The organism is Thermodesulfobacteriota bacterium, assembly GCA_036397855.1.
In the GTDB taxonomy this organism is placed as follows: Bacteria; Desulfobacterota_D; UBA1144; order Nemesobacterales; family CSP1-2; genus DASWID01.
The window spans coordinates 1-22,371 of sequence record DASWID010000067.1 but is presented as its reverse complement, the minus strand read 5'-3'; the positions used below and the strand labels follow the sequence as shown (position 1 = coordinate 22,371).

The window sequence follows — 22,371 nt, the reverse complement described above, 5'->3', positions numbered from 1 at the left end:
GAAAAATTAATTCTATGTTATAATAACATTATATCTAAGATTAAAATTTATTACAATTGTTCCATTGAGAATTAATGACAATTAAAACCTATCCGGCGAAATATTTGATTTATTGTACACTCTTATTTCTTTCCTCCGTAACCATAGGGCTGGCTGATGCCTCTATGTATGAGAATTTAAATATTTTCGACAAAAATAATACGAAACAGAGTTTAATGGCCGCGGGAGAAAAAGGTAATGGATCAAGTGTGCAAACCCGTTCACATCTTCCCCTATACACGGAGATTCTTTTAACCTCAATTTCAGGAGAAATTTATCTAAACCCAAAGTACATCGGAAGAATCATATCCGTAACACCTCTCAGAACGGGCACTTCTACTTCAAGTGAATCCGAAATAGAATTCAATCAAACAAAGGATCTCTGGCCAGTAGTTATTGTTCCACAATCCATGTCAGATCTGGAAGGTTTGAACCTCACCGGTGAGGAAGGTAGCATGAAAATATCAAGATCAGGCGGAGAACAGGCTCTCGAGAATAATGAACTAAAATCCATTACAAAGCCTAAAATAGCATTTGGCCAACTAAGCTCAACGATTTTATTCACGGAGACGAACGTCAATAATCCGAGTAAATTTGAGATAGGTGTATTCGACTCAAAAGATAATAAGTTCATAAACGGTGATATCATAGCTCTAACAAACAATCAGATGGCGGCAAAGTTCGAGGATTTACCATTAACAGTAATTAGTAAGGACGGAAAGCTTAGATACAGTCTTAAGGAACAGGATGGAAGTTTCATTAACTCTGATACTGACGCCTGGGGTTGTGAATTACTAATACCCGATACTGAAATAGGAAAGAGTGTTCCTATAAAGGCCCAGATCTTTGGGCTTCCCGATGAATCCAAGGTCAAATTTACTTTTCAGCCAGTAGAGGGGCAAAAATTTTCCCTACCTGTAAGCACCCTATCAGTAAAGGAAATTAATTCCGGAGAACCTATTACGATGATTTCTACTTCAATCAACGGAAACCAGCTAATTAGCGTAACTGTTGAAGAGGCGTTATAGTAATTAAAAGGCCCGAAGTAGATGTTGCTACTTATTTCGTATTCCTATAAAATAATTAACTAAAACAGGATCATTTTAACGATAAAAAAAGGGGAGAGAACATATGTCTGGTCATTCCAAATGGGCAAATATAAAACACAGAAAGGCAGCCGTTGATGCCAAGCGCGGGAAAATCTTTACAAAGTTAATCAGGGAACTCACGATTGCTGCAAGGCAGGGCGGAGGTGACCCCGAATCCAATTCGAGGCTTAGAACAGCTATCGCCGCTGCGAGGAGCAATAACATGCCTGGTGATACGATAGATCGAGCTATTAATCGAGGTACCCGAAAGGGAGGTTCCGAAGAAATTCATGAAACTTATTACGAGGGTTATGGTCCAGGCGGAAGTGCAGTTTATATTCATGTCATGACAGATAATAAAAATCGTACCGTTTCTGAAATTAGAAGAGTATTTACGAAGTATGGAGGCAGCCTTGGCGAAAGTGGTTGCGTCGCATGGATGTTCGATACGAAGGGAAGGATTTCTTTTGACAAAAAAGGCGTCGATGAAGATAAGATTTATGAGATTGCTGTAGATGCAGGAGCAGAGGACGTACGGACTGAGGATAGTGAACTAATTGTTATCACGAATACTGAGAATTTTGAAAATGTTAAAGACCAAATTGACAAGAAAGGACTCAAGTATTTATCAGCAGAGATTACCATGATACCACAGAATAATGTTAGGGTCGAAGGCAAAGATGCTGAGCAGATGGTGCGTCTAATGGAAGCGCTCGATGATAGTGACGATGTTCAAAACGTCTATTCAAACTTTGATATCGAAGACGAACTCTTGGAAGCGTTGGGATAAAATTGATGAGAGTAATTGGCGTAGACCCTGGAACCAGGGTTTGTGGATTCGGAATAGTGGAGAGTATAAACGGAAGTTTAATACATGTTACAAGTGGCGCTATAGTTCCTTCTGCTAGCCATGCTATTACTTTCAAGTTGAAGACCATTCATGAAGGTCTAGTGCGGGTGATACAAGAATTTGCTCCCGATGTTATGTCGGTTGAAGGTCTTTTTTTCGCCAAAAATGCCAAAAGTGCAATCAAGCTAGGGGAAGCAAGGGGCGTTGCATACCTGGCAGCTGCCTTTTTTGGCTTATCAGTCTATGAATATGCTCCTACCGAAGTAAAACTTGCCATCACTGGTCGAGGAAGAGCGAAAAAAATCGAAGTTCAGAAGATGATTTCCACAATTTTCGGAATTAGTAGATGGGAGGGGACAGACGTGTCGGATGCAATAGCAATAGCACTTTGCCACATTAATCTATCTGAGAAAAAAGAGAGGCTCGGGATTGAAGTTCTAAGGACTAGAAGAAGGAGGAGGCGTTTTTCGATAAATGATCTCCCTTCTTAGAGGCATAATCGCAGAGAAATCAATAGGAAAGATCGTTATAGACGTTCATGGAGTGGGTTACGGAGTTACAGTGCCACTCTCTACATATTATCGTCTCCCAGACTCGGGTTGTGAGACTGAGTTAAAAATTTACACTCACGTGAAGGAGGACAGTATAGAGCTTGTCGGTTTTCTCACAGAAGACGAAAAAAGGATCTTCACCTTATTACTAGGTGTTTCTGGTGTAGGGCCTAAAGGGGCAACAAACATTCTTTCTAATATTTCTCCTCAGGAACTGGTTTCAGCAATTTCTTCTGGTGATCTAACAAGAAGAAAGGTACCTGGCATCGGACCAAAGCTCGCATCAAGACTGATAACCGAATTAAAAGATAAGATCTCAAGCATTAGACTCCTTCAAAAGTATCATCGTAATAATGGAAACCTGGATGACGTAATCTCCGCGCTCCTTAATCTAGGATATACAAAGTTCGAAATAGATGAGCAGATTATAAAAATTGAAGAGATAGCAGGAAAAGAAAAAGATATAGAGATTGCTTTGAGAGAATCATTAAAAGTAATGAGAAAGGAATGATGGTTATTATTCGATATTACCTATCTGATTTGTAACTAAGTTCGGGCTCAAATAATTTTAGCTTTATACATATAAATATGGAAGAACGAATTGTAAATCCAAAAACTCAGGAAGAAGATTCGATCTATGACCCCAATCTCAGACCCAGGCTTTTACGCGAGTTTTTAGGCCAGAGTAAGGTAAAAGAGAAAGTTGACATTTTCATTGAGGCAGCAAAACGTAGAAAAGAAGCTCTCGATCATGTTCTTCTCTATGGTCCCCCGGGGCTTGGAAAGACAACACTGGCTCATATCATGGCTAATGAACTGGAGGTAAAAATACATGCAACTTCAGGTCCAGTGATAGAGAGGGTTGCAGATCTCGCATCTATTCTTACCAATTTAGATGAAAGAGATGTGTTATTTATCGATGAAATTCACAGACTTCATCGTATTGTAGAGGAGTATTTATATTCAGCTATGGAGGATTATAAGATTGATCTTATGATCGGGGAAGGACCAACAGCTAGGTCAATGAAAGTCACTGTTAATAGATTTACTTTGATAGGCGCTACTACAAGAACTGGTCTTATAACATCGCCCCTGAGATCCCGCTTTGGCGTAAACTTGAGGCTCGACTATTATGATCCTCAGGAACTTGAGAGCATAATCAGGAGGTCTGCTGGAATTCTCGGCGTCGAAACTACGGGTGACGGTGAGTCTGAAATTGCCTGCAGGGCCAGAGGAACACCCAGGATTGCAAACAGATTGCTGAAGAGGGTACGAGATTTTGCGGAGGTGAAAGCTGACGGTATTATCGATCAAGAAGTGGCAAGAAACGCACTCAATATGTTCGAAGTGGACTCTGTCGGTCTTGATAATGTTGATCGTGCAATACTTCTGGCGATCACCGAAAAATTTAACGGAGGTCCTGTTGGAATCGAGACTATCGCAGCCGCGATAAGCGAGGATAAAGATACTATTGAAGAGGTATATGAGCCATTTTTGATACGCCAGGGATTCCTTGCAAAAACACCCCGAGGAAGAATGGTAACACCACAGGCATACGCACATCTGAATATTGCTTCGCTCCACAGACAAAAAGGCCTCTTTAAAGATTAGATCGTATTTTGTCAGGCCGTTCAGTTGAAGCCCATATAAAATAACGTGTGGGTCAAGGAAGTCACTCATAAATATAGTTACACGGCTATGGCAATTTAAGGCAGCGTGTCAATCCCAAATGCCTTAATTGGGAGTCCATTCCTTTGTTTTTTTGATGGCCGACGACTCCCCTCTGGTAAAACATCATTTTGCAATTCGTCATGCTGAATCCTAATTTGCATCGGGCCTGGCTAGTTTCGGCATCCGAAAAGAGATCCTGAAGTAAATTCAGAATGACTTTTTTTAAATTGCAGTTTTTACTTGCTCAACTTTATCTCCCTAATTAATTCATCCCAGTGTTCTTCTGTTATTCCTGAAATTTCTTTACTGACACTTTTGTATCCACCAGCATTCGGAAATAGCTTATTATATACTTCGTCCCTTTTCTGAAGCCAAGTATCTATAGCACTGTAATTTTTAAACCTGACAACTGATTTGTATGTCCATCTAGGGTCAAGGGTGTGAATCCTTTGTGAATACATCTTAATATCTCCATCGGTTAAACCCATTTTATTCATTTCGCTCCAGAAGGGATAAACTTTCTCTTTATAAATTTCTAAAAACTTATCTTGATTCTCAGGACTTACAACATAAAAGCTTTCCTCAATAACGACCTTGTACATATCTTCTTCGGCAGATGGGCCCGAATTGAAAAAAAATAGAGTGATTAACAATGCGGCAAAAATCATAGTTATAGATCGTTTCATCATACACCTCATTAAAATTGTATTTAAAGAAGTTATTAAACTAACATAAAAAATTTTTTCAACAACTTCGAAAAAGTAGCCGTATACTTCAAAACGAATAAGCATTTTCTACTATTCCTTAACTAGTACTTAGACACTGAAAGGAGGTTGACAAGCATGAATAAAGAAGTGGAAAAGAACTTCATTAAACGACATATATTGGTTCTTGGATCGTTATTTAAGGTTTTAAAATTTATTGTTTTAACATCACTAATTTTTGAACCAGCATCAGTATTCGGTAATACGATTAACAACATTATCTTTAATGAAGTTGACTCTGACACTCCTGGAACGGACATGCTCGAATTCGTCGAGCTATATGATGGCGGAATTGGGAACACCGATTTGACTTCATTGGTTGTTGTTTTCTACAATGGCACCACTGACACCTCCTATGCTGCCCTTGATCTAGATGGCCTTGCAACGGATGAAAATGGATACTTTCTAATTGGCCAGAGTGGAGTCTCACCAAATCCTGATATCATATTCAGCGGTGTTCAGAATGGAGCTGATGCCGCGGCCCTGTATATCGGCGATGGAAACGATTTTCCTAATGGTACCCCAGTCACAACAGAGTATCTGATTGACGCCATTGTCTATGACACAGACGACGATGATGATCCTGGATTACTAGCATTGTTGAATGATGGCCAGCCTCAGGTAAATGAAGACGGCGGTGGCGATAAGGATAACCATTCTAATTCAAGATGCCCAAATGGAAGGGGTGGAGCACGCAACACTGATAGCTATGTCCAGACAAACCCCACCCCTGCCTCGGATAACGTTTGTGATTCCGTCTTACTGATAGATATAGATGTAAAGCCTGGTATCGATACTAATCTCATCAACTGTAATAATATAAAGGGAGTGATACCAGTGGCTATTCTTTCCACGGAGGTATTCGACGCGACTACCGTTGTTCATACCACTGTGTCATTTGAAGGAGCATGTGAGACGCATGTAAATAATAAAACAGGTGAACTTCGACGACACGAGGAGGATGTAGACGGAAACGGTTATATCGACCTGGTATTTCATTTCCTGATGGGTGATAGCAATTTAGACTGCGATTCCACAAAGGGCACCATGAGGGGAGAGACCTTCGACGGTCAAGCCTTCGAAGGTTCGGATAGCCTTGAAATGTTTCAATGAAATGTTGTATTTTGCCGATAGCCGAGGTCTTCAAACCTCGGATTAATATTTCATTTTTTATCGATCAAGCTTGTCGGCGCATCTCATAAGCAGGGGACATTCGGGAGATAACATAGACTTGAGGACTAAAGTCCTCCTCTACGAGGAGATCTTATTAAATTGTAGCGAAAACCTTAAGGTCGCCGTGTGAATAACCTAAAATTTGCATGCGCCAAAGCCGATCAAATAATATTATTGGAACATAATGATATCTCTGCACTTGCGTCGTTTCCTACGATTTTAACGCCTTTCTTTGGATTTAATCGTCACCCCTGACTTAAGTTGTCTGTGTAAGTATCAGGTCGTTTTCATATTCATCCCCCCATCTTAATTCCCATTATAAATGGCGTGAACAGATGTTTTTTATGAAGCCGCAGCGTTGGGTAAAAGGATATAATCCAATTGAAGCGATTGGTATCAATTTGATTTTGGTAGTTTTGTATGGGAAAATATATTAAAGATGTGCAAAATTCCTTGCTCAAAATTTCCACCTGATTATCCATGGAAATTTGTAAATTCCTAAAACAAGTTGGTAAATAAAAGATGATTAATTGGTTACATTTTGTGCTGCAGACCGCAGAAGTTGTAGAGGTGAAGCAAGTAAAGGTATTTGGACTCATATCAACAGCTGGACCAGTTGTTAAAATAGTACTCTTATTGCTATTGATAATGTCGGTAATCTCGTGGGCTATCATTTTTTCAAAGCATTTCATGCTCAGGAAAGCAATGAAAAGGTCTGAAAAATTTTTAGATCTTTACCATTCAAGTGGAAACTTCAGTAATCTGTACCAGTCCACTAAACACTTAAAAGGTCCTATAGCAAATCTTTTCAGGTCGGGGTACGAAGAGCTTCTTAAAATTAAGAGGTCTGGAACCGGAGGTGCAGTAAGAAATCCCGAATCGCAGAACAATCCAGAGATGGTTATTGCGGCGGATCTAGGCGTAGTGGAACTGGTTGAAAGGGTATTAAAAAAGGAAATGTCGGCCGAGGTATCTAGACTTGAGGGTTCGCTGATCTTTCTTGCAACGACCGGGAGTACAGCTCCTTTCATAGGACTCTTTGGTACTGTATGGGGAATAATGACAGCTTTTATTGGACTTGCCAGCCGCGCTGATGTTCCAACTCTTCAAGCAGTAGCTCCAGGTATCGCAGAGGCATTGATTGCGACGGCAATAGGTCTTGCTGCTGCAATTCCGGCTGTTGTCGCGTATAATTACTTTATAAATAAGGTTAAGCGAATCGACGTCGAAATGGAGAATTTCTCCTCCGAGTTTCTAAACATAGTTGATAGATATCTTAAGAAGATATAGGTTATGAATCTATGGCTATAAGCGGCAATAATAATGGACGTTCCGTTCTTTCTGAAATAAACGTCACTCCTTTTGTGGACGTTATGCTTGTTCTTCTAGTAATTTTCATGGTTACAGCTCCTATCTTGTACCAGGGTGTCGAAATCAATCTCCCTAAGGTTGAATCGAGACCCATGCCCGCGGCTGAAAGGGAAAAAAAGATAGTTATTACCCTGAACGAAAATGGAGAGATTTACATAGAAAAGAAGAAATACCCGCTCTCTGAATTAAAGTTGGAGATTAGGTCACTTATTAGAAACCAGGGTAAAGAATTGGAGGAAGAAGATGTATTTCTAAGGGCAGATTCTAACGTACCTTATGGTACGGTCATGGAAATAATGGCTGAAATTAAAAAGGCTGGTGTAAATAAAATAGGCCTTATTACTGAGCCACCCTCGTCTAATAACTTCCAATTCAAAACAGATTATAAATGAGTTTACCTAACGGCGGTACCAGTGGGGGTATTAATTGGTTTTGGGGTGTAGTTCTATCCGTAGCATTTCACGTATTTATCTTCCTACTTATTATGTTTTGGGGATTTGGCAGTTCTAATTATTCAGCCCAACCAAATTTCATCGAGGGAAGACTGGTATCCCTTTCAGAATTAACTGACACAGAGGGCAACAAAGAAATTAAAGCCTCTCAAGTAAAGGAGGAAGTTCAAAAACAGCCTAAGAGGGAAGAAAAAAAGGTAGTGGAGGGACCAAAGGATGAGTCAAATAAAGAAAAGCTGAAAAAAGTCGAAAAGCCGATGGTTGAACCAAAAAAGGCGGAAAAGGAAATAAAACCACCTCCGAAAGCTGTAAAAAAAGAAGAGAAGAAGGAAGAACCTAAAAAACAAGAGGAACAGAAAAACGAGGAGCCTAAGGATAAAAATCTAGTGGCATTAGAAACAAAGAAAGAGGTGAAAGCGGCTGAGAAAGAGCCAAAACCGACAAAAGCCCCTGAGGTAAACAAAACACAGGCAACCAAAAAGAAAGAAAAACCTGATTTAGAAAATGAAAAATCAAAGGTATTAAAAGACATTCAAGAAAACGTTGAAGAGGAAAAGAGACGAAGTGTATTAGAGGAACTCCAGAAAAAACAAGGGGTTACGGATGAAAAGGTAGTAGCAAAAGCCAACACCACCGAAAAATCAGAAAGAAAGTCAAATAGTGGGAGAGGGCAATTGGGTGGAAGTCCACTTGGTGGAGGAACCAACGCAGTAGTAACCAATTTGTTCCTAGAGAGAATACGTAATGAAATAAGGCAACATTATAAGATTCCCCCAAATATACCGACGGATGGAAAATTAGAAACGTTTGTCTTCTTCAAAATCAATGAGAGTGGGAAGGTTTATGACGTTAGAGTCAATGAGTCTTCTGGTAATCCAGCATTCGATGATTTATGCATTAAGGCAATCTATAAGTCAGCCCCGCTCACTCCTCCGCCTCCTGAGTTGATGGAACAGGCTAAAACCGTTGGATTCTTAATACCTTTTACAAATGATCCGTCTTAGATGTAAAACTCACCTGTTATCAATTATAATAATGTGGTAATTATTGTTTGGAAGGAGGTTTGAAGATAATAAATCTAATTCTTATTCGTCACGGTGAGACAAATTGGAATTTAACTGAAAAATGCCAGGGATTTTCGGACATCGAGCTAAACCAGAACGGAAGAAGGCAAATTAACGAACTGGCAAAGTCACTAAAGAGTGAGGATATATCTGCTGTCTATTCCAGTGATCTCCGAAGGGCTAAAGATACCGCTGTCGAAATAGCTAAATTTCATAATCTTTCGATAAATGTTGATCCTGATTTAAGAGAAATGAATCAGGGTAATTTTGAAGGACTCTCATTTACTGAAATTAGGGAATTATATTCAGAATTGCTCACCCAATGGAGGAAGGATCCTGAATCCGTAAGAATACCCGGGGGTGAAACGCTCAAAGAGGTTCAGGAAAGGGCTTGGAAGAGCGTTCAGAGAATAATTAAGACACACCATAACCAGAATGTCGTGGCTGTAAGCCATAATTTTACAATTATTACTCTCCTCTGTAAATTCAAGGGAATCGGACTAAGGGACTTTTTTAATTTCAAAATTAAAGCGGCATCAAAGAATGTCGTAAGTATAAATAAAGGGAGTTTCAAGATCGATCTACAAAATGACACGACTCATCTAAGTCCTGAATCTCTGACTTTTTAGTTATTAAATCTTCTTTCCGTAACATTCATTCTACTTCTATTAAAGAATTGTAACTTGCAAATTAAGGTGTATTTTTAAAGAACGAATGAAAGAGGAAATAAGAGAAGCAGTCCACAAGTCTTTAGACAATCTAGGTTTAGATATCGAGCACATGGATATTAGGATAGAGTTAGAGGTACCTAAGAAGAGGGAATTTGGTGACTTTTCGACTAATATCGCTTTGATATTAGCAAAAAATGTAGGGAAAAATCCACGTGAAGTTGCAGGGCTGATTATTCACAATCTTCCTGAAGACGGGAAAAGCCTTTTCAAGAGGGTGGAAATCGCAGGTGCCGGTTTCATAAACTTCTTCGTCAAAGAACTTGCAATTATTAGTAAATTGACTGAAATCGAGAGGCTTGGAGTGGGCTATGGCCTTTCAACACTGGGCAAAGGGGAAAGGGTGCTCGTAGAATTTGTGAGTGCAAATCCCACTGGATATCTTCACATGGGTCATGCCAGGAACGCCTGCGTCGGGGATGCAATATCAAATCTGTTAAATGCCATCGGTTATAATGTTACGAGGGAATTCTTCATTAACGATGCCGGAAGGCAGATTGAGCTTCTTGGCCATTCCGTCTATCGGAGATATGAGGAATTATTCGGTATCAAGAATGAGAGCTTAGAGGACGGATACGAGGGCGATTATATTAAAGACATAGCCCTAAAGATAAAAAACGAGAAGGGTGATGCTCTTCTGGCAGATGAATCAAACAAGGGAGATTCTATCGCGTTTTGTAAGGATTATGCAATGAACATACTATTGGAGGAAATAAGGGAAGACCTGAAATTAATTGGTGCATCATTTGATACGTGGTATAGCGAGAGGGACGAGCTGTATAGTCCAATTCGTAACAAAGATAATGAAAATTTAATAGACGTAATTTTACATAAACTGGATGAGAGAGGAGTGATAAGTCATAAGGATGGTGCTATTTGGTTCGAGGCATCTAAATTTGGTGATTCCCAAGACTGGGTTCTTGTAAAGAAAGACGGAAGTTATACATATTTCGTTTCTGATATTGCATATCATTATGGAAAGATGAAGAGGGGATTCGGTAAATTGATAAACGTCTGGGGCGCTGATCATCATGGCCATGTGAATCGTATCAAGGCAGCAATGAGGGCTTTAGGGTTTGATGACTCTTATCTTAGGGTAGTATTAATTCAGTTTGTTAGACTGTTGACCGAGGGTAAGGAGGCGTCGATGTCAAAACGTTCTGGTAGCTATGTTACCATGCGTGATGTGGTAAAAGAGGTCGGTCGCGATGTTACAAGATTCTTCCTACTTATGAGAAGCTCAGACAGTCACCTTGATTTTGATCTTGACTTAGCGAAGAAACAATCCAGTGAAAATCCGGTTTATTATATTCAATATGCACATGCCCGAATTGGTAGTGTATTTGAAAATGCATTGGCTAGGAGAGTATACCCTTCAAGCGAGTTTTTGAAACTACTAAATCTTCCTGAAGAGATTGATATAACAAATAAGCTACTCCAGTTTTCAGAAGTAATAATGGATAGTGCGTTGTCTCTTTCTCCACACAAAATTGCTTTTTACTTGCAAAACATAGCCTCTGACTTTCATGTTTATTACAACAAGTATAGAATAATTACAGATAACCCGGAGTTAAGTAGTGCCAGACTGTTTTTTATTGACTGTATCAAGACGGTCCTGTCAAACGGTCTGAGATTGCTAGGAGTCAGTGCACCTGAGAGAATGTAACAATATGAGTGACTTGACGAAAAATCCAGGAAACAGACAGATCGTCTACTTTTTCTTAGGCTTTTTGATCTTTTTTGTCTTTTCTTTCAGTTTAGGTGTGATAGTTGGAAAACAGATAGGTAAGTCCAGGGATAGCCGTTTAGATGATGTATCAAAAAATATTGATATAAAAACCGGTATAGGTGGAAATATAACAGAGGATGGTCAAGAAACTTTCCTTGTTGAGCAAACAGAGACAATTAACGGCAACGGAATTAGTAGTGAGGACCGTAAGTTTCCTAACGAAAATGAAAAAGCATCAGGAGTCGCTAGCAAAACTGGGGAAATAAAAACGGATGGGTCAACTCCTCAATCAACCGGCTCTTCATCGGCCGAAATAGATGACAAGAAGGTTACTGCGGAAGCCGTTGACAAAGAGCCAACATCGTCAGACACTAAAGATCAAAAAATAAGTGATACAGCAGCGATTGACAAAAGACGCGAGGAATTAACATCACTACCCCCGATTGAACCAGACGGGAAATATACCGTCCAAGTAGGTTCATTCCTGGAGGAGAAGGCGGCAGTACAAATCTTGAATTCCCTAAAACTTAAACGATATCCAGCCTTCGTCAAAAAGGTTGTAATACCTGGTTATGGTGCCAGTTACAGGGTTAGGATCGGTACTTTTGGTACAAGAGAGAAAGCTTATCTTTATGTTGAAAACCTCAAGAAGTTAGAACCTTTTATCAAATCGGCATATATCACCATGAACGATTAGCGATATATCGTAAGATTGGAAAATTGTGGAGTTAAACTTTAATAAAAGAAAAGGGGCCTTTCTTATTATGTCTGTTCCCGAAGAAGTAGTTGATAGATCAAAGGGTGGAAAAGGACCGGCCTCCACTAGCCTCCTAGGAAGTGGAATTAAGAATTGGTGGATAATTTTAATACGCCCAATAGAGGATTATCTTATTGAAAAAAAAATTCACCCAAATGTACTCACAATTACAACTTTGTTGGTTTCAATCCTTACCGGGATATCTTTTCATTTCGGTTGGGCTTTTATAGCCGGAATTTTGCTGCTCGCTGGCTCAACATTTGATATTTTTGATGGACGCGTGGCAAGGGCTCAGGGTTTATCCAGTAAACACGGTGCTTTTTTCGATTCCTGTCTGGACAGATTTGCTGAGGCCTTCATATACCTCGGTTTGTTAAGTTACTTTCAAGGAACCATTTTCCCCTATGTCGTTTTCTTTATTCTGGTTTCAACAATGATGGTCAGCTATACACGCGCGAGGGCAGAAGGCCTAGGAATCGAATGTGAGGTCGGGGTAATGCAAAGAACAGAACGTGTTGTATATTTGGGCCTCTTTTCACTTTTAAACTTTTTTGTGAATTTATTTTCTTCAGCGATTGGATACAACCCTCGAGATATCTCATTAAAGTTTGCATTGATATTGCTATTGGTGTTTTCCTTATATACAGCTATTCAGAGAATGGTTCACGTTATGAGGAAACTAAAAGTTTGACAAGGCGATTGCAAGCCAAAGTCTGGCTCAAATTGATACAGCCTTTTGATTCTTATCTGTTATCAAGTGTCATAAGAAACCAGGTATTAGCCCAACACACAATAACATCTGTTAAGAACATAAAGTCCGACTACTCTTCAGATTGATTATTGGAAACTCTTTTTTCTTCAAATGTTGTACTTTCTTTTATTCTGCTTGCCTTTTTCGATCTTCCCCTGAGATAATATAGCTTTGCCCGTCGAACTTTCCCCTTCCTTTTGATTTTTATTTTCTCTATAAGTGGAGAATGAACCGGGAAAATTCTCTCGACACCCACCCCATAAGAAACCTTTCGTACAGTAAATGTCTCCCTCAAACCACCACCCTTTTTTGCGATTACCACCCCCTCAAAAATCTGAATTCTTTCCCTGTCGCCTTCTTTGATTTTGTAATGAACTGCTATTGTGTCTCCGGGGCGAAATTTTGCCAAGTCACTCCTTAACAGTGGTTTTTCAAGTTCATCTATAACGTTCATTTCAACTCTCCTTATTGATAACTAGATTGATAGTAACCTATCTAACACAATTGCTGCAGCACTCCTTACTGAGAGATGATTGTAATTCGTATAACCTACGATTGGTTTAAGAACATAATCCGCACTCTCCAAAACTTCATTGACTATACCCCATCCTGTCCCAAACAGTATTAAATATGGCTCGGTTCCCTTTTGTATTTTTTCTCTGAGTTCCTGATAACCAATCGTACAATTTCTATGCCTAGCATCCGTTACTACCACTTTCGGTTTCAAACCTTCTTGTTTTTCAATCTGGTCGACGGCTTCATCAATTGAGCTCCTTATCGAAACTAGTCTTAAAGCGTCAGTCCTCGTGGGGTTGAATGAAGAGCCCGGCCCCTTGATCCAGTGGCTCAGCACCGCTTCGACTAATTTTTGCTGTTCGTAGACAGGTTGTACTAAATAAAAACCCTTTACACCATAGGTTTTGCATACCCTTGACATATCATGAACATCTAGATTCGTGAATGCCGTAGTTATCTTTTTAAACGTTTTATTGTATACGGGATAATGAACTAATGCAACGTACACTTTTGTACGCCTAGGATCTTTATCTATGAGCCTCTCTACGTGGTTTATTTCTTCAAATGTCAGGTTTGTCCTGTCAATAAGATAAGGCTTTCGAGAAAGCGTTCTCGTTATACTTTCCAGCCGTCTCCACTTTTTTATTGCCTTATGATTTCCACTGAGGAGAATCTGAGGTACCCTTTTCCCTCTAAAAACATGAGGCCGGGTATACTGAGGATGTTCAAGTAAGCACTCATTGAATGAATCGTGATAAGGGGAAGCCTCATTGCCTAATACACCTGGTACAAATCTTGATATAGCGTCAATTATCACTGACGCCGCATACTCACCTCCTGAAAGTACGTAATCACCGATAGATATTTCTCTCTCCACGTACTTTTCCCTTATTCTCTCGTCGACGCCTTCATATCTTCCACATATAATGATTACCTGCTCAAATTCAGAGACTTCCTTCGCAATCCTATCTGAGAAAACTTCCCCATGGGGTGTTGTGAGTATTACAACTGATTTCAAATCTTCGTTCTTTATTGATTCTATGGCTCTGGCTAAAGGGGTCGGCTTGAATACCATGCCGCTACCACCACCGTAGGGTCTGTCATCAACTGATCTTCGCTTGTCCCTAGTATAGATTCTTAGATTGTGCGTATTAATTTTTATGATGCCCCTTTCCTGCGCCCTATTAAGGATTCCGACAGAAAAGAGCGAATCAAAGAATTGGGGAAAGATTGTGATTACGTCAAACTTCATTTTTTTTCGCAGTTGGGAGGGGAATTTTAAATAAATTAAGGTTTCAATCAAAAAGGCCTTCTATAGGTGTGATTATCACCTCCGATTCTTCAAGCTTAACTCCTTGTACGATCGTATCAACCATTGGTATTAGAAATTCCTTCTCATTATTCTCCACTACTAACAAGGCCTGCGGCACTCTGTCAATCAAGTTTTTAACCGTGCCTATAAACTTCCCTTCTATCGTAACAACATTAAGCCCAATTAATTGGAACCAGTAGTATTCATCTTCTTTTGGTTCAGGGAGGTCGCATTTGTCAACCATTACAATTGAACCCCGAAGCTCTGAGGCCTCTTCAATTGTATTAATTCCCTCAAGCCCAATTATGGTCGTATTATTCTGAATTCTTAAACTGGTAATCTTAAATTCTACCGGTTTTTCATGTTCCTTCTGGTAAATAAATAGCCTGTTTACCTTAGTAATACTATCTAAATTCCCGCTGTATAAAAAAACCCTAACTTCACCATTTAAACCGTGAGGTTTCGAAATCCTTCCAAGAGGTAATAGCTCATTCACATTAATACAATTATCTTTATTCCAGAATCTCCAGCACGGCGCGTTTTCTCAGCTTTGCAGCTGCAGCACCGAGTATCGTCCGTATCGCCTTGGCTGTTTTTCCCTGTTTACCAATTATCTTACCAAGATCCTCTTGCGCAACTTTGAGTTCCAATACTGCAGTCTGCTCCCCAGTCACTTCCTTTACCTCTACTTGCTCAGGGAAATCTACAAGTGATTGCGCTATGTGAATAACAAGCTCCTTAAGTTTATCCATTTAACTACCTCCTGCTTTATGACTGAATTCCTCTTCAAGCTTAACCTTAATAATCACACTCATCACTGCATGAGCTTTGAAAGTAATTTCTCCACCCGGTTTGTAGGTTTAGCACCATTATCTAGCCAATTCTTTACCCTCTCTGTATCTACTTCTAGTAGATGAGGGGTTTTTCTTGGATCGTAAGACCCCAAAATTTCAAGGAATTTACCGTCCCTTGGTGAACGCGCATCTGCGGCAACTATTCTGTAAAATGGCTTCTTATTTGAACCCAACCTCATAAGTCTAATTCTAACCAAACTCATTAACCTCCTTAATTCATTTAACTTAGGAAAATTTAGGGTAACAATGTATCTTTAAACAACTCTCATCAACCTCTTAGCAAGACTACCCATCTTCCCCATGTTTTTCATCATATTACGCATTTGCATATAATTTTTAATCATCCGGTTGACATCTTCTACACGAGTACCACTGCCCTTTGCAATTCTCCTACGTCTGCTGCCGTTCAGAATTATATGGTTTAGCCTTTCCTTAGGCGTCATAGAATCGATAATCGCGATCGTCTTTTTGATTTCCTTTTCAGCCATTTCCATAGCTCTGGGGTTCTTAATAATTTTTTTCATCCCAGGAATCATATCGGCCATGCTTTCAATCGGTCCCAGCTTTCCCATAGCAAGCATTGCCTCTCTAAAATCCTCAATTGAGAACTCCTTCTTGAGAATTTTCTTTGCTATCTCTTGAGCCTGTTTCTCCTCAAAAGCCGCTTGAGCCTTTTCAATGAAACTGAGCATATCACCCATACCCAGGATTCGAGATGCTATTCTTTCGGGATGAAAAACCTCCAGTGCGTCGAGTTTTTCCCCGGTACCAAAATACTTTATTGGCTTTCCGGTAACAGATTTGATTGATAGTGCGGCCCCACCCCTTGCGTCACCATCTATCTTTGTAAGAAGAGTACCACTGATATCGAGAGCCTCATTAAAGCTTGTCGAAACATTTACTGCATCCTGACCTGTCATAGCATCTGCTACGAGCAAAATTTCATGAGGATTTATCTGAGCCTTAATGTTTTTCAACTCCTCCATTAGCTCGGTATCAACATGTAGTCTTCCCGCAGTATCAATTAGTAGTACATCGTATCCACCGTATTGAGCGGCTTTCAGTGCATCTTTGCAAATTTCTACCGGGTTTCCTCCAGGCTGAGTATTGTAAACTCCCGCTCCAACCTGATCAGCGAGAACCTTTAGTTGATCGATGGCCGCTGGCCTATACACATCTGCAGGAACAAGGTATGGGTTTCTTTTTAATTTTTCTTTTAGCGTCTTAGCTAGCTTTGCAATTGAGGTGGTCTTACCTGAACCTTGCAGCCCTACGAGCATTATGATGACAGGGGGTGTTGTTCTAAGATCTAGCTCTGAGCTATGTTCGCCAAGTAGTGTTACTAGCTCTTCGTAAACTATCTTTATGAATTGTTGTCCGGGCGTGAGACTCTGTAGAACCTCTTGCCCCAATGCCCTTGCCTTTACAGACTCGATAAAGTCCCTTACTACTTTGAAATGAACATCGGCTTCAAGGAGATTCAGACGCACTTCGCGTATTGCATCCTGAATATTCTGCTCGCTTAGCTTTCCATACCCCCTAACTTTCTTTAGGGTATGACTTAGCTTTTCTGATATCCCCTCGAACATTGACTCTTAGAAGAAACACTTTATTAAAACGAAACAATAATAATTAGCATATGATATGTTAAAAGTCAAATGTTTACGTGTGTTCTAAGATATTAATAACAATAGAAATATTTCTATTATTATAATATGATCTGATGTTGCCAAAATCCAAAATTCTTTCAGATTATTTTAGACTTCAGTATGATTGTGACAATGGAATAATTCGAAGTTTTTTTAAAGGAGGAAGTGTCTTATGTTTACACACAGGTTCTCGAAATTCAGTATCTCATTATTTTTTATATTTTTTTTCTTCGGTGTACTAGGACTAACCGAGGAAAGTCATGACTCTAGGGAGTTTAAGGACTATTGGTACGTGGGAAAAGCCGAGATAACGAGCTATGAATTACAACAAGCACGATATGGTGAAAGGCACAGCGGAAATGCCGTGTTGATATTTGTGACGGAGGATCTTTCATTAAATAAACACGTAAAACTCGATAATCCAATCCGTGATAAAGAAGACGCGGTAAAGGTTTTGAAGCTAAACTTCATAAGGAAGTTTAATACCGGAATTTATCAATACTCGATGATGGACTCACTATTCACACCCATTAATATACGGGACTATCCTTATTCTCTAAAAGAGACGCTATCAGCTCACGAATGGTGTGGCAATTGGTTTATGCAATTAAACTTACGGGACGATGAATATCAGGTTCGCTTGAACTCTTATTTTGAATCTGAAGGTGATAGAGAATTTACTTTGAAAAAGGCATTTCTTGAAGATGAGATCTGGACGCGAATAAGAATTCAACCCAGCAGTCTACCATTAGGAGACATAAAAATTATACCCGCAGCTACGGTAGCAAGATTTACACATGAAGAATTAAAGGTTGAAGACGCAGAGGCTTCACTTGGCGATTTTTCGGATAAGCTCATGAGTTACAGACTACAATACAAAAGCAAAGGACGGACGTTGGTTATAAAATTCACTAAGGACTTTCCGTATAAAATAACTTCTTGGGAAGAAACTTACGGAAGCGGCAAGAGTAATATCGAGAGGTCCCTGACGACAAAAGCAACTATAAAGAAAACAATACTCGTAGACTATTGGAATAAAAATAAAAATGTTGATCTTGATATGAGGAAAGAACTAGGTCTTGATTAATAATTCACTAGTACTAATGGCAACTGCAAGGATGAATTGTAAAGAAGTGAACACTAGATTAATTAACTCTTCGTCCGTAATATAAGCATTGCTCTCATTTATTCTCTTAGATTTATTAACTCAGTTCCAAGTGTCATCAAGAAAAATTACTCAGATAGATAAAAAGCCAGAGCGCTAATCATTAATATGTTGAATCAAATCAACTATCTCATCTGTAACCCGGATATATTTGCTTCTACCATAACCTGGATCCTTAGCTCTCCCAGATACATCGGCATCCGTGATAATCAAACCTGTATTTTTATCGATAAGCTGAATACCGACATATACGACACCTTTCCCCTTATCATTAATTCCAAAAGAATACCACTCACAGTATTTACAACCCCTATCATAACCAGTCATTGTTCCTTGAACCAGCAGTATCCTTTCCCCCAACGAATCATCACTTTTTGTACGTAGTATCTTTCGAAAATGATTATTATTCCTCAACTCTTCAGCTACCATATCCGGTATCTCTGAATAAGAGTCAAGCGGAACCCATTCCTGATCAGTCTTACCGAAATCCGGTATCTCCACTACTTGGTAATTGTACGATTTACTCTCAGGTTTTTTATTAATTACAGTCCTAGAAGCGCCACAGTCCACAAAAGCCAGAAACAAAAAAACAAGGCACAACCAAAATAACCCCAACATCTTTAATCTATTAAACTTGGACATTTTCATCATTCATCCATATTAAGAAGATAATATATCAGATTGATACAATATTAATATAAGACTTGTATTAATCAATCATCGTATGGAGCTACATGATTGTATTACAAAGCCGTCTAAACCTATAATCTCCTGCCTGTAATGCATTATAATTTCCTGACCAACTTCACTTCAGATAAAATATGCTTGGAAAAAAGATTCAAATAAAAATACCTAATCTTCAACTATCAAGCGGCAATTCACCACTGAAACTACCAATTAGCTGACTTACTTGCACTGATTTATTTTATCCTAACAAAGATAATGAATTATATTCGAAATCAACATATAATTTAATTTCATGCATAAATTTGACAACCGTTCAAACACATACTAATACTACTATCTCGTTCTGTTCAAAGGACAATTTATGAAAGTCTGTACACTAGCTAGTGGAAGTTCCGGTAATTCCCTTTTTATCCAAACGAATTCTTCAAAGATCCTCATTGACGCGGGAATAAGCCTAAGGCAGATAAAAGCCAGGCTTAAAAAGCTTGATGTGGAATTGTCCGATTTAGACGCTGTGATAGTTTCACACGAACACTTAGATCACGCAATGTCAATTCCAAAAATTGAGAATCCCACGTACGTTGCTTCCGCGACGATACACCTCTGGAAAGATAAGGTTAAAAACCTCTACGAATTCAACACCGGTTCTTCTTTCTCAATTAATGATGTCTTGATCACCTCTTTTTCTGTTCCACATGATGCATTAGATCCGGTTGGATTTACAATCGAAACAGATCATAAGAAATTAGGGATTGTGACTGACATTGGAACAGCAACAAGCCTGGTCAAAGAAAGACTAAAAGGATCAAATATTCTGATTATTGAATTCAACCACGATGAAAATATTCTCAGGGAAAGCCATTATCCGTGGGAAATAAAGCAAAGGATAATGAGTAGACTGGGTCATTTATCGAATGTACAAGCTGCAAATCTCTTTGCTGGTTTGTTACACAGTGAACTTTCTTATTTATTACTCGCACACTTAAGCGAGACCAATAATAGATATGATATCGCATTAAGAGCAGCCTCATCGATAATCGAGAAATCAGGGGCTGATCAAGTAAGTATTTCGGTTGCCCCTAGAAAAACCTTAGGGGAGGTTTTAATCATTTGATTTCAAGATATTCACGCAAGGAAATGTCGAAGATCTGGAGTGAAGAAGCCAAATTTCGACAGTGGCTTCGTGTTGAAATTGCTGTTTGCAAAGCCTGGACTAAATACGGACGTATTCCGACAGAGGCCACTAATACAATCAGTAAACGTGCTAAAATTGATGTTGAGCGAATAAATGAACTCGAAAAAATCTTAAAGCACGACGTCTTAGCCTTCTTAACGGCTTTATCCGAGAATATTGGCGACGATTCGAGATACCTACATCTTGGGCTTACCTCTTCCGATATTCTCGATACAGCATTCGCCCTCCAATTAAAGGATGCAGCAACTCTGCTAATTGATGATATGAAAATGTTAAAAGGCGTCTTGAAGAAACTCGCTTTCAAACATAAGATGACTCCTATAATTGGAAGAACTCATGGGATACATGCCGAGCCAACTACCCTAGGTCTTATTTTTGCCCTCTGGTACGATGAAATGGCCAGAAACCTGGACAGACTGAACAGGGCTAGGGATATAATCAGTGTGGGAAAAATCTCCGGCGCCGTCGGTACTTATGCCAATATTCCGCCAGAGGTAGAACAATATGCATGCAAAGTTCTTAAACTAAAGCCAGCCAGCATCTCTACGCAAATAGTTCAACGCGATATTCATGCAGATTACTTCCTAACGCTCTCGATAGTGGCAACATCAATTGAGAAAGTAGCGACATATATTAGACATTTTCAAAGAACTGAGGTTCAGGAACTGGAAGAACCATTTACCGAAGGCCAAAAGGGGTCTTCGGCGATGCCCCACAAGAGGAATCCAATTCTATCGGAAAATCTTTGTGGATTAGCTAGGCTTGTCCGATCGTATGCCCTGACTTCGCTTGAAAACATTCCGTTATGGCACGAACGGGACATAAGCCACTCGTCAGTAGAAAGGGTGATTGGACCCGATGCCACAATACTTCTCGATTTTATGCTGAATAGACTTACCTATATATTGGACTCCGCAAAGATATACCCTAAAAATATCAAAAGAAACCTGGACCTAACCCGTGGACTAATACATTCGCAAAAAGTCCTGTTAAAACTAGTAGATAAAGGTCTATCAAGAGAAAAGGCTTATGAAATAATCCAAAAAAATGCGATTAAAACCTGGAACGCCAGATTGCATTTCCGTGAGATCCTGTTAAAAGATAAAGATGTTAAAAATCATCTATCGAAAGAGGAATTAGATGAGTGCTTTAAAATTGAAAACGACTTAAAATATGTCGATCATATATTTGATAGGGTATTTTCAAGGGATATCCAATCATAAAATAATCAAAAGCTACCGTTTCTTAATGATCGATCTTTGTTGATTTATCCATAAATGGTGTTATATTGTTCGCTTGTGAAATTTCTCGGGGGTAAAAATGCACTATAAATTTGTCTTCACTATAATCGTCATAGTAACCTTCTTTGTTTTTCAACCTAACGTAAATGCTCAGACAATATCTACAAAGGAAGCGGATGAACTTAGGGCCTTCCTCAAGGAAAAGATGGGGAATGTCGTACCGGATGACGCTACAATTGAGGTCAGTGGATATGATAAAACTCCTCTAAGCGGTTTCAAACAAGGGCGGTTCAAAGTAAATACCCCAAAAGGATCGGGAGATGTCCCCTTTCTAATAAGCGAGGATGGGAAATACCTTATTTTTGGAGAACCTGTTGATACTAGGACATTTCAAGATCTACCATTTGGAATGACGGAGAGAAAGATCCAAATTGGCACGATTCCAATCCCCGTAATGATGACTAAAGACGGCAGGTACCTAATTCTGGGAGAACATGTCGATACTACAACATTTCGAGAAGTCCCTTTTGGAATGAAGGAAGGAAAGATGCAGACTGGCTCGGGTACGCCGATCCCAATTATCATGACCAAAGACGGAAGGTATCTTATTCTAGGCGGAGAGCTAATTGATTTAAAGGCCAAACCGACCAAATAATTCTTTTAAAAATAAAGTGAATCAATGTTAGGAGGCAAGAGAATGCTTATTAAATGCACACTATTATCATCATTGTTGTTCTGTTTAGTCATGATCTTCCATGCTGATG

The 22,371-nt window shown here is 39.4% G+C and carries 25 protein-coding genes; 17 read left to right on the top strand and 8 right to left on the bottom strand.

The genetic code is table 11. The features are described 5' to 3' along the window. Window positions 1-74 precede the first annotated feature (74 nt). The 5 genes from VGA95_05180 (at window position 75) to ruvB (ending at window position 4,139) form a co-directional block, all read left to right on the top strand. Complete coding sequence (locus tag VGA95_05180; protein HEX9665937.1) at window positions 75-1,067, top strand: hypothetical protein; 993 nt, start codon at window positions 75-77, stop codon at window positions 1,065-1,067. 103 nt (window positions 1,068-1,170) lie between these two features. Then, window positions 1,171-1,917 carry a YebC/PmpR family DNA-binding transcriptional regulator gene (locus VGA95_05175; GenBank protein HEX9665936.1) on the top strand — a complete coding sequence of 249 codons (747 nt, stop codon included), beginning with the start codon at window positions 1,171-1,173 and terminating at the stop codon, window positions 1,915-1,917. A 5-nt stretch (window positions 1,918-1,922) separates the two neighbouring features. Beyond that, window positions 1,923-2,468, top strand: coding sequence for a crossover junction endodeoxyribonuclease RuvC (gene ruvC, locus VGA95_05170; protein ID HEX9665935.1), 546 nt, complete (start codon window positions 1,923-1,925; stop codon window positions 2,466-2,468). After that, the gene (ruvA, locus tag VGA95_05165) at window positions 2,452-3,039 is read left to right on the top strand and encodes a Holliday junction branch migration protein RuvA (GenBank protein ID HEX9665934.1); all 588 of its coding nucleotides are present in this window, start codon (window positions 2,452-2,454) and stop codon (window positions 3,037-3,039) included. The genes ruvC and ruvA overlap by 17 nt, the downstream gene beginning before the upstream one ends. A gap of 77 nt (window positions 3,040-3,116) precedes the next feature. Then, window positions 3,117-4,139 carry a Holliday junction branch migration DNA helicase RuvB gene (gene ruvB / locus VGA95_05160; GenBank protein HEX9665933.1) on the top strand — a complete coding sequence of 341 codons (1,023 nt, stop codon included), beginning with the start codon at window positions 3,117-3,119 and terminating at the stop codon, window positions 4,137-4,139. Window positions 4,140-4,435: 296 nt separating this feature from the next. On the opposite strand, the gene VGA95_05155 is transcribed toward ruvB, so the two are convergent. Next, complete coding sequence (locus VGA95_05155) at window positions 4,436-4,990, bottom strand: hypothetical protein (GenBank protein ID HEX9665932.1); 555 nt, start codon at window positions 4,988-4,990, stop codon at window positions 4,436-4,438. 51 nt (window positions 4,991-5,041) lie between these two features. On the opposite strand from VGA95_05155, the gene VGA95_05150 reads away from it, so the two are divergent. The 8 genes from VGA95_05150 (at window position 5,042) to VGA95_05115 (ending at window position 12,928) form a co-directional block, all read left to right on the top strand. After that, the gene (locus tag VGA95_05150) at window positions 5,042-6,076 is read left to right on the top strand and encodes a hypothetical protein (protein ID HEX9665931.1); all 1,035 of its coding nucleotides are present in this window, start codon (window positions 5,042-5,044) and stop codon (window positions 6,074-6,076) included. 582 nt (window positions 6,077-6,658) lie between these two features. Further along, on the top strand, window positions 6,659-7,426 hold the full coding sequence (tolQ, locus tag VGA95_05145) for a protein TolQ (GenBank protein HEX9665930.1): 768 nt from the start codon (window positions 6,659-6,661) through the stop codon (window positions 7,424-7,426). A gap of 11 nt (window positions 7,427-7,437) precedes the next feature. Then, window positions 7,438-7,899, top strand: coding sequence for a protein TolR (tolR, locus tag VGA95_05140; protein HEX9665929.1), 462 nt, complete (start codon window positions 7,438-7,440; stop codon window positions 7,897-7,899). Then, the gene (gene tolA, locus VGA95_05135) at window positions 7,896-8,963 is read left to right on the top strand and encodes a cell envelope integrity protein TolA (GenBank protein ID HEX9665928.1); all 1,068 of its coding nucleotides are present in this window, start codon (window positions 7,896-7,898) and stop codon (window positions 8,961-8,963) included. The genes tolR and tolA overlap by 4 nt, the downstream gene beginning before the upstream one ends. 59 nt (window positions 8,964-9,022) lie before the next feature. Then, window positions 9,023-9,652 (top strand): histidine phosphatase family protein, encoded by a 630-nt coding sequence (locus VGA95_05130; protein HEX9665927.1) that lies wholly within the window; start codon window positions 9,023-9,025, stop codon window positions 9,650-9,652. Between the two features lie 85 nt (window positions 9,653-9,737). After that, entirely contained in the window at window positions 9,738-11,417 is a 1,680-nt protein-coding gene (gene argS, locus VGA95_05125) for an arginine--tRNA ligase (protein ID HEX9665926.1), read from the top strand. A 4-nt stretch (window positions 11,418-11,421) separates the two neighbouring features. Then, entirely contained in the window at window positions 11,422-12,177 is a 756-nt protein-coding gene (locus VGA95_05120; protein HEX9665925.1) for an SPOR domain-containing protein, read from the top strand. Between the two features lie 67 nt (window positions 12,178-12,244). Further along, entirely contained in the window at window positions 12,245-12,928 is a 684-nt protein-coding gene (locus tag VGA95_05115) for a CDP-alcohol phosphatidyltransferase family protein (GenBank protein ID HEX9665924.1), read from the top strand. A gap of 130 nt (window positions 12,929-13,058) precedes the next feature. On the opposite strand, the gene rplS is transcribed toward VGA95_05115, so the two are convergent. The 6 genes from rplS to ffh form a co-directional block, all read right to left on the bottom strand. After that, window positions 13,059-13,442, bottom strand: coding sequence for a 50S ribosomal protein L19 (rplS, locus tag VGA95_05110; protein ID HEX9665923.1), 384 nt, complete (start codon window positions 13,440-13,442; stop codon window positions 13,059-13,061). Between the two features lie 21 nt (window positions 13,443-13,463). Then, entirely contained in the window at window positions 13,464-14,756 is a 1,293-nt protein-coding gene (gene trmD, locus VGA95_05105) for a tRNA (guanosine(37)-N1)-methyltransferase TrmD (protein ID HEX9665922.1), read from the bottom strand. 43 nt (window positions 14,757-14,799) lie between these two features. Then, window positions 14,800-15,312, bottom strand: a complete 513-nt coding sequence (gene rimM / locus VGA95_05100; GenBank protein ID HEX9665921.1) for a ribosome maturation factor RimM — start codon at window positions 15,310-15,312, stop codon at window positions 14,800-14,802. Window positions 15,313-15,328: 16 nt separating this feature from the next. Further along, entirely contained in the window at window positions 15,329-15,568 is a 240-nt protein-coding gene (locus tag VGA95_05095) for a KH domain-containing protein (GenBank protein HEX9665920.1), read from the bottom strand. Window positions 15,569-15,630: 62 nt separating this feature from the next. Further along, a complete protein-coding gene (gene rpsP, locus VGA95_05090; protein ID HEX9665919.1) occupies window positions 15,631-15,873 on the bottom strand; it encodes a 30S ribosomal protein S16 in 243 nt (80 codons plus the stop codon). A 51-nt stretch (window positions 15,874-15,924) separates the two neighbouring features. Next, a complete protein-coding gene (gene ffh / locus VGA95_05085; protein HEX9665918.1) occupies window positions 15,925-17,259 on the bottom strand; it encodes a signal recognition particle protein in 1,335 nt (444 codons plus the stop codon). A gap of 232 nt (window positions 17,260-17,491) precedes the next feature. On the opposite strand from ffh, the gene VGA95_05080 reads away from it, so the two are divergent. Then, entirely contained in the window at window positions 17,492-18,406 is a 915-nt protein-coding gene (locus VGA95_05080; GenBank protein ID HEX9665917.1) for a hypothetical protein, read from the top strand. A gap of 174 nt (window positions 18,407-18,580) precedes the next feature. Here VGA95_05080 and VGA95_05075 read toward each other — a convergent pair whose 3' ends face one another. Next, window positions 18,581-19,126 (bottom strand): hypothetical protein, encoded by a 546-nt coding sequence (locus VGA95_05075; protein ID HEX9665916.1) that lies wholly within the window; start codon window positions 19,124-19,126, stop codon window positions 18,581-18,583. A 406-nt stretch (window positions 19,127-19,532) separates the two neighbouring features. On the opposite strand from VGA95_05075, the gene VGA95_05070 reads away from it, so the two are divergent. From VGA95_05070 to VGA95_05060, 3 genes are all read left to right on the top strand, one after another. Beyond that, a complete protein-coding gene (locus VGA95_05070) occupies window positions 19,533-20,285 on the top strand; it encodes an MBL fold metallo-hydrolase (GenBank protein HEX9665915.1) in 753 nt (250 codons plus the stop codon). Next, window positions 20,282-21,589, top strand: coding sequence for an adenylosuccinate lyase (purB, locus tag VGA95_05065; protein HEX9665914.1), 1,308 nt, complete (start codon window positions 20,282-20,284; stop codon window positions 21,587-21,589). Before VGA95_05070 ends, purB begins: the two co-directional genes overlap by 4 nt. 97 nt (window positions 21,590-21,686) lie before the next feature. Further along, window positions 21,687-22,262, top strand: coding sequence for a hypothetical protein (locus VGA95_05060; GenBank protein ID HEX9665913.1), 576 nt, complete (start codon window positions 21,687-21,689; stop codon window positions 22,260-22,262). The last annotated feature ends 109 nt before the right edge of the window (window positions 22,263-22,371 follow it).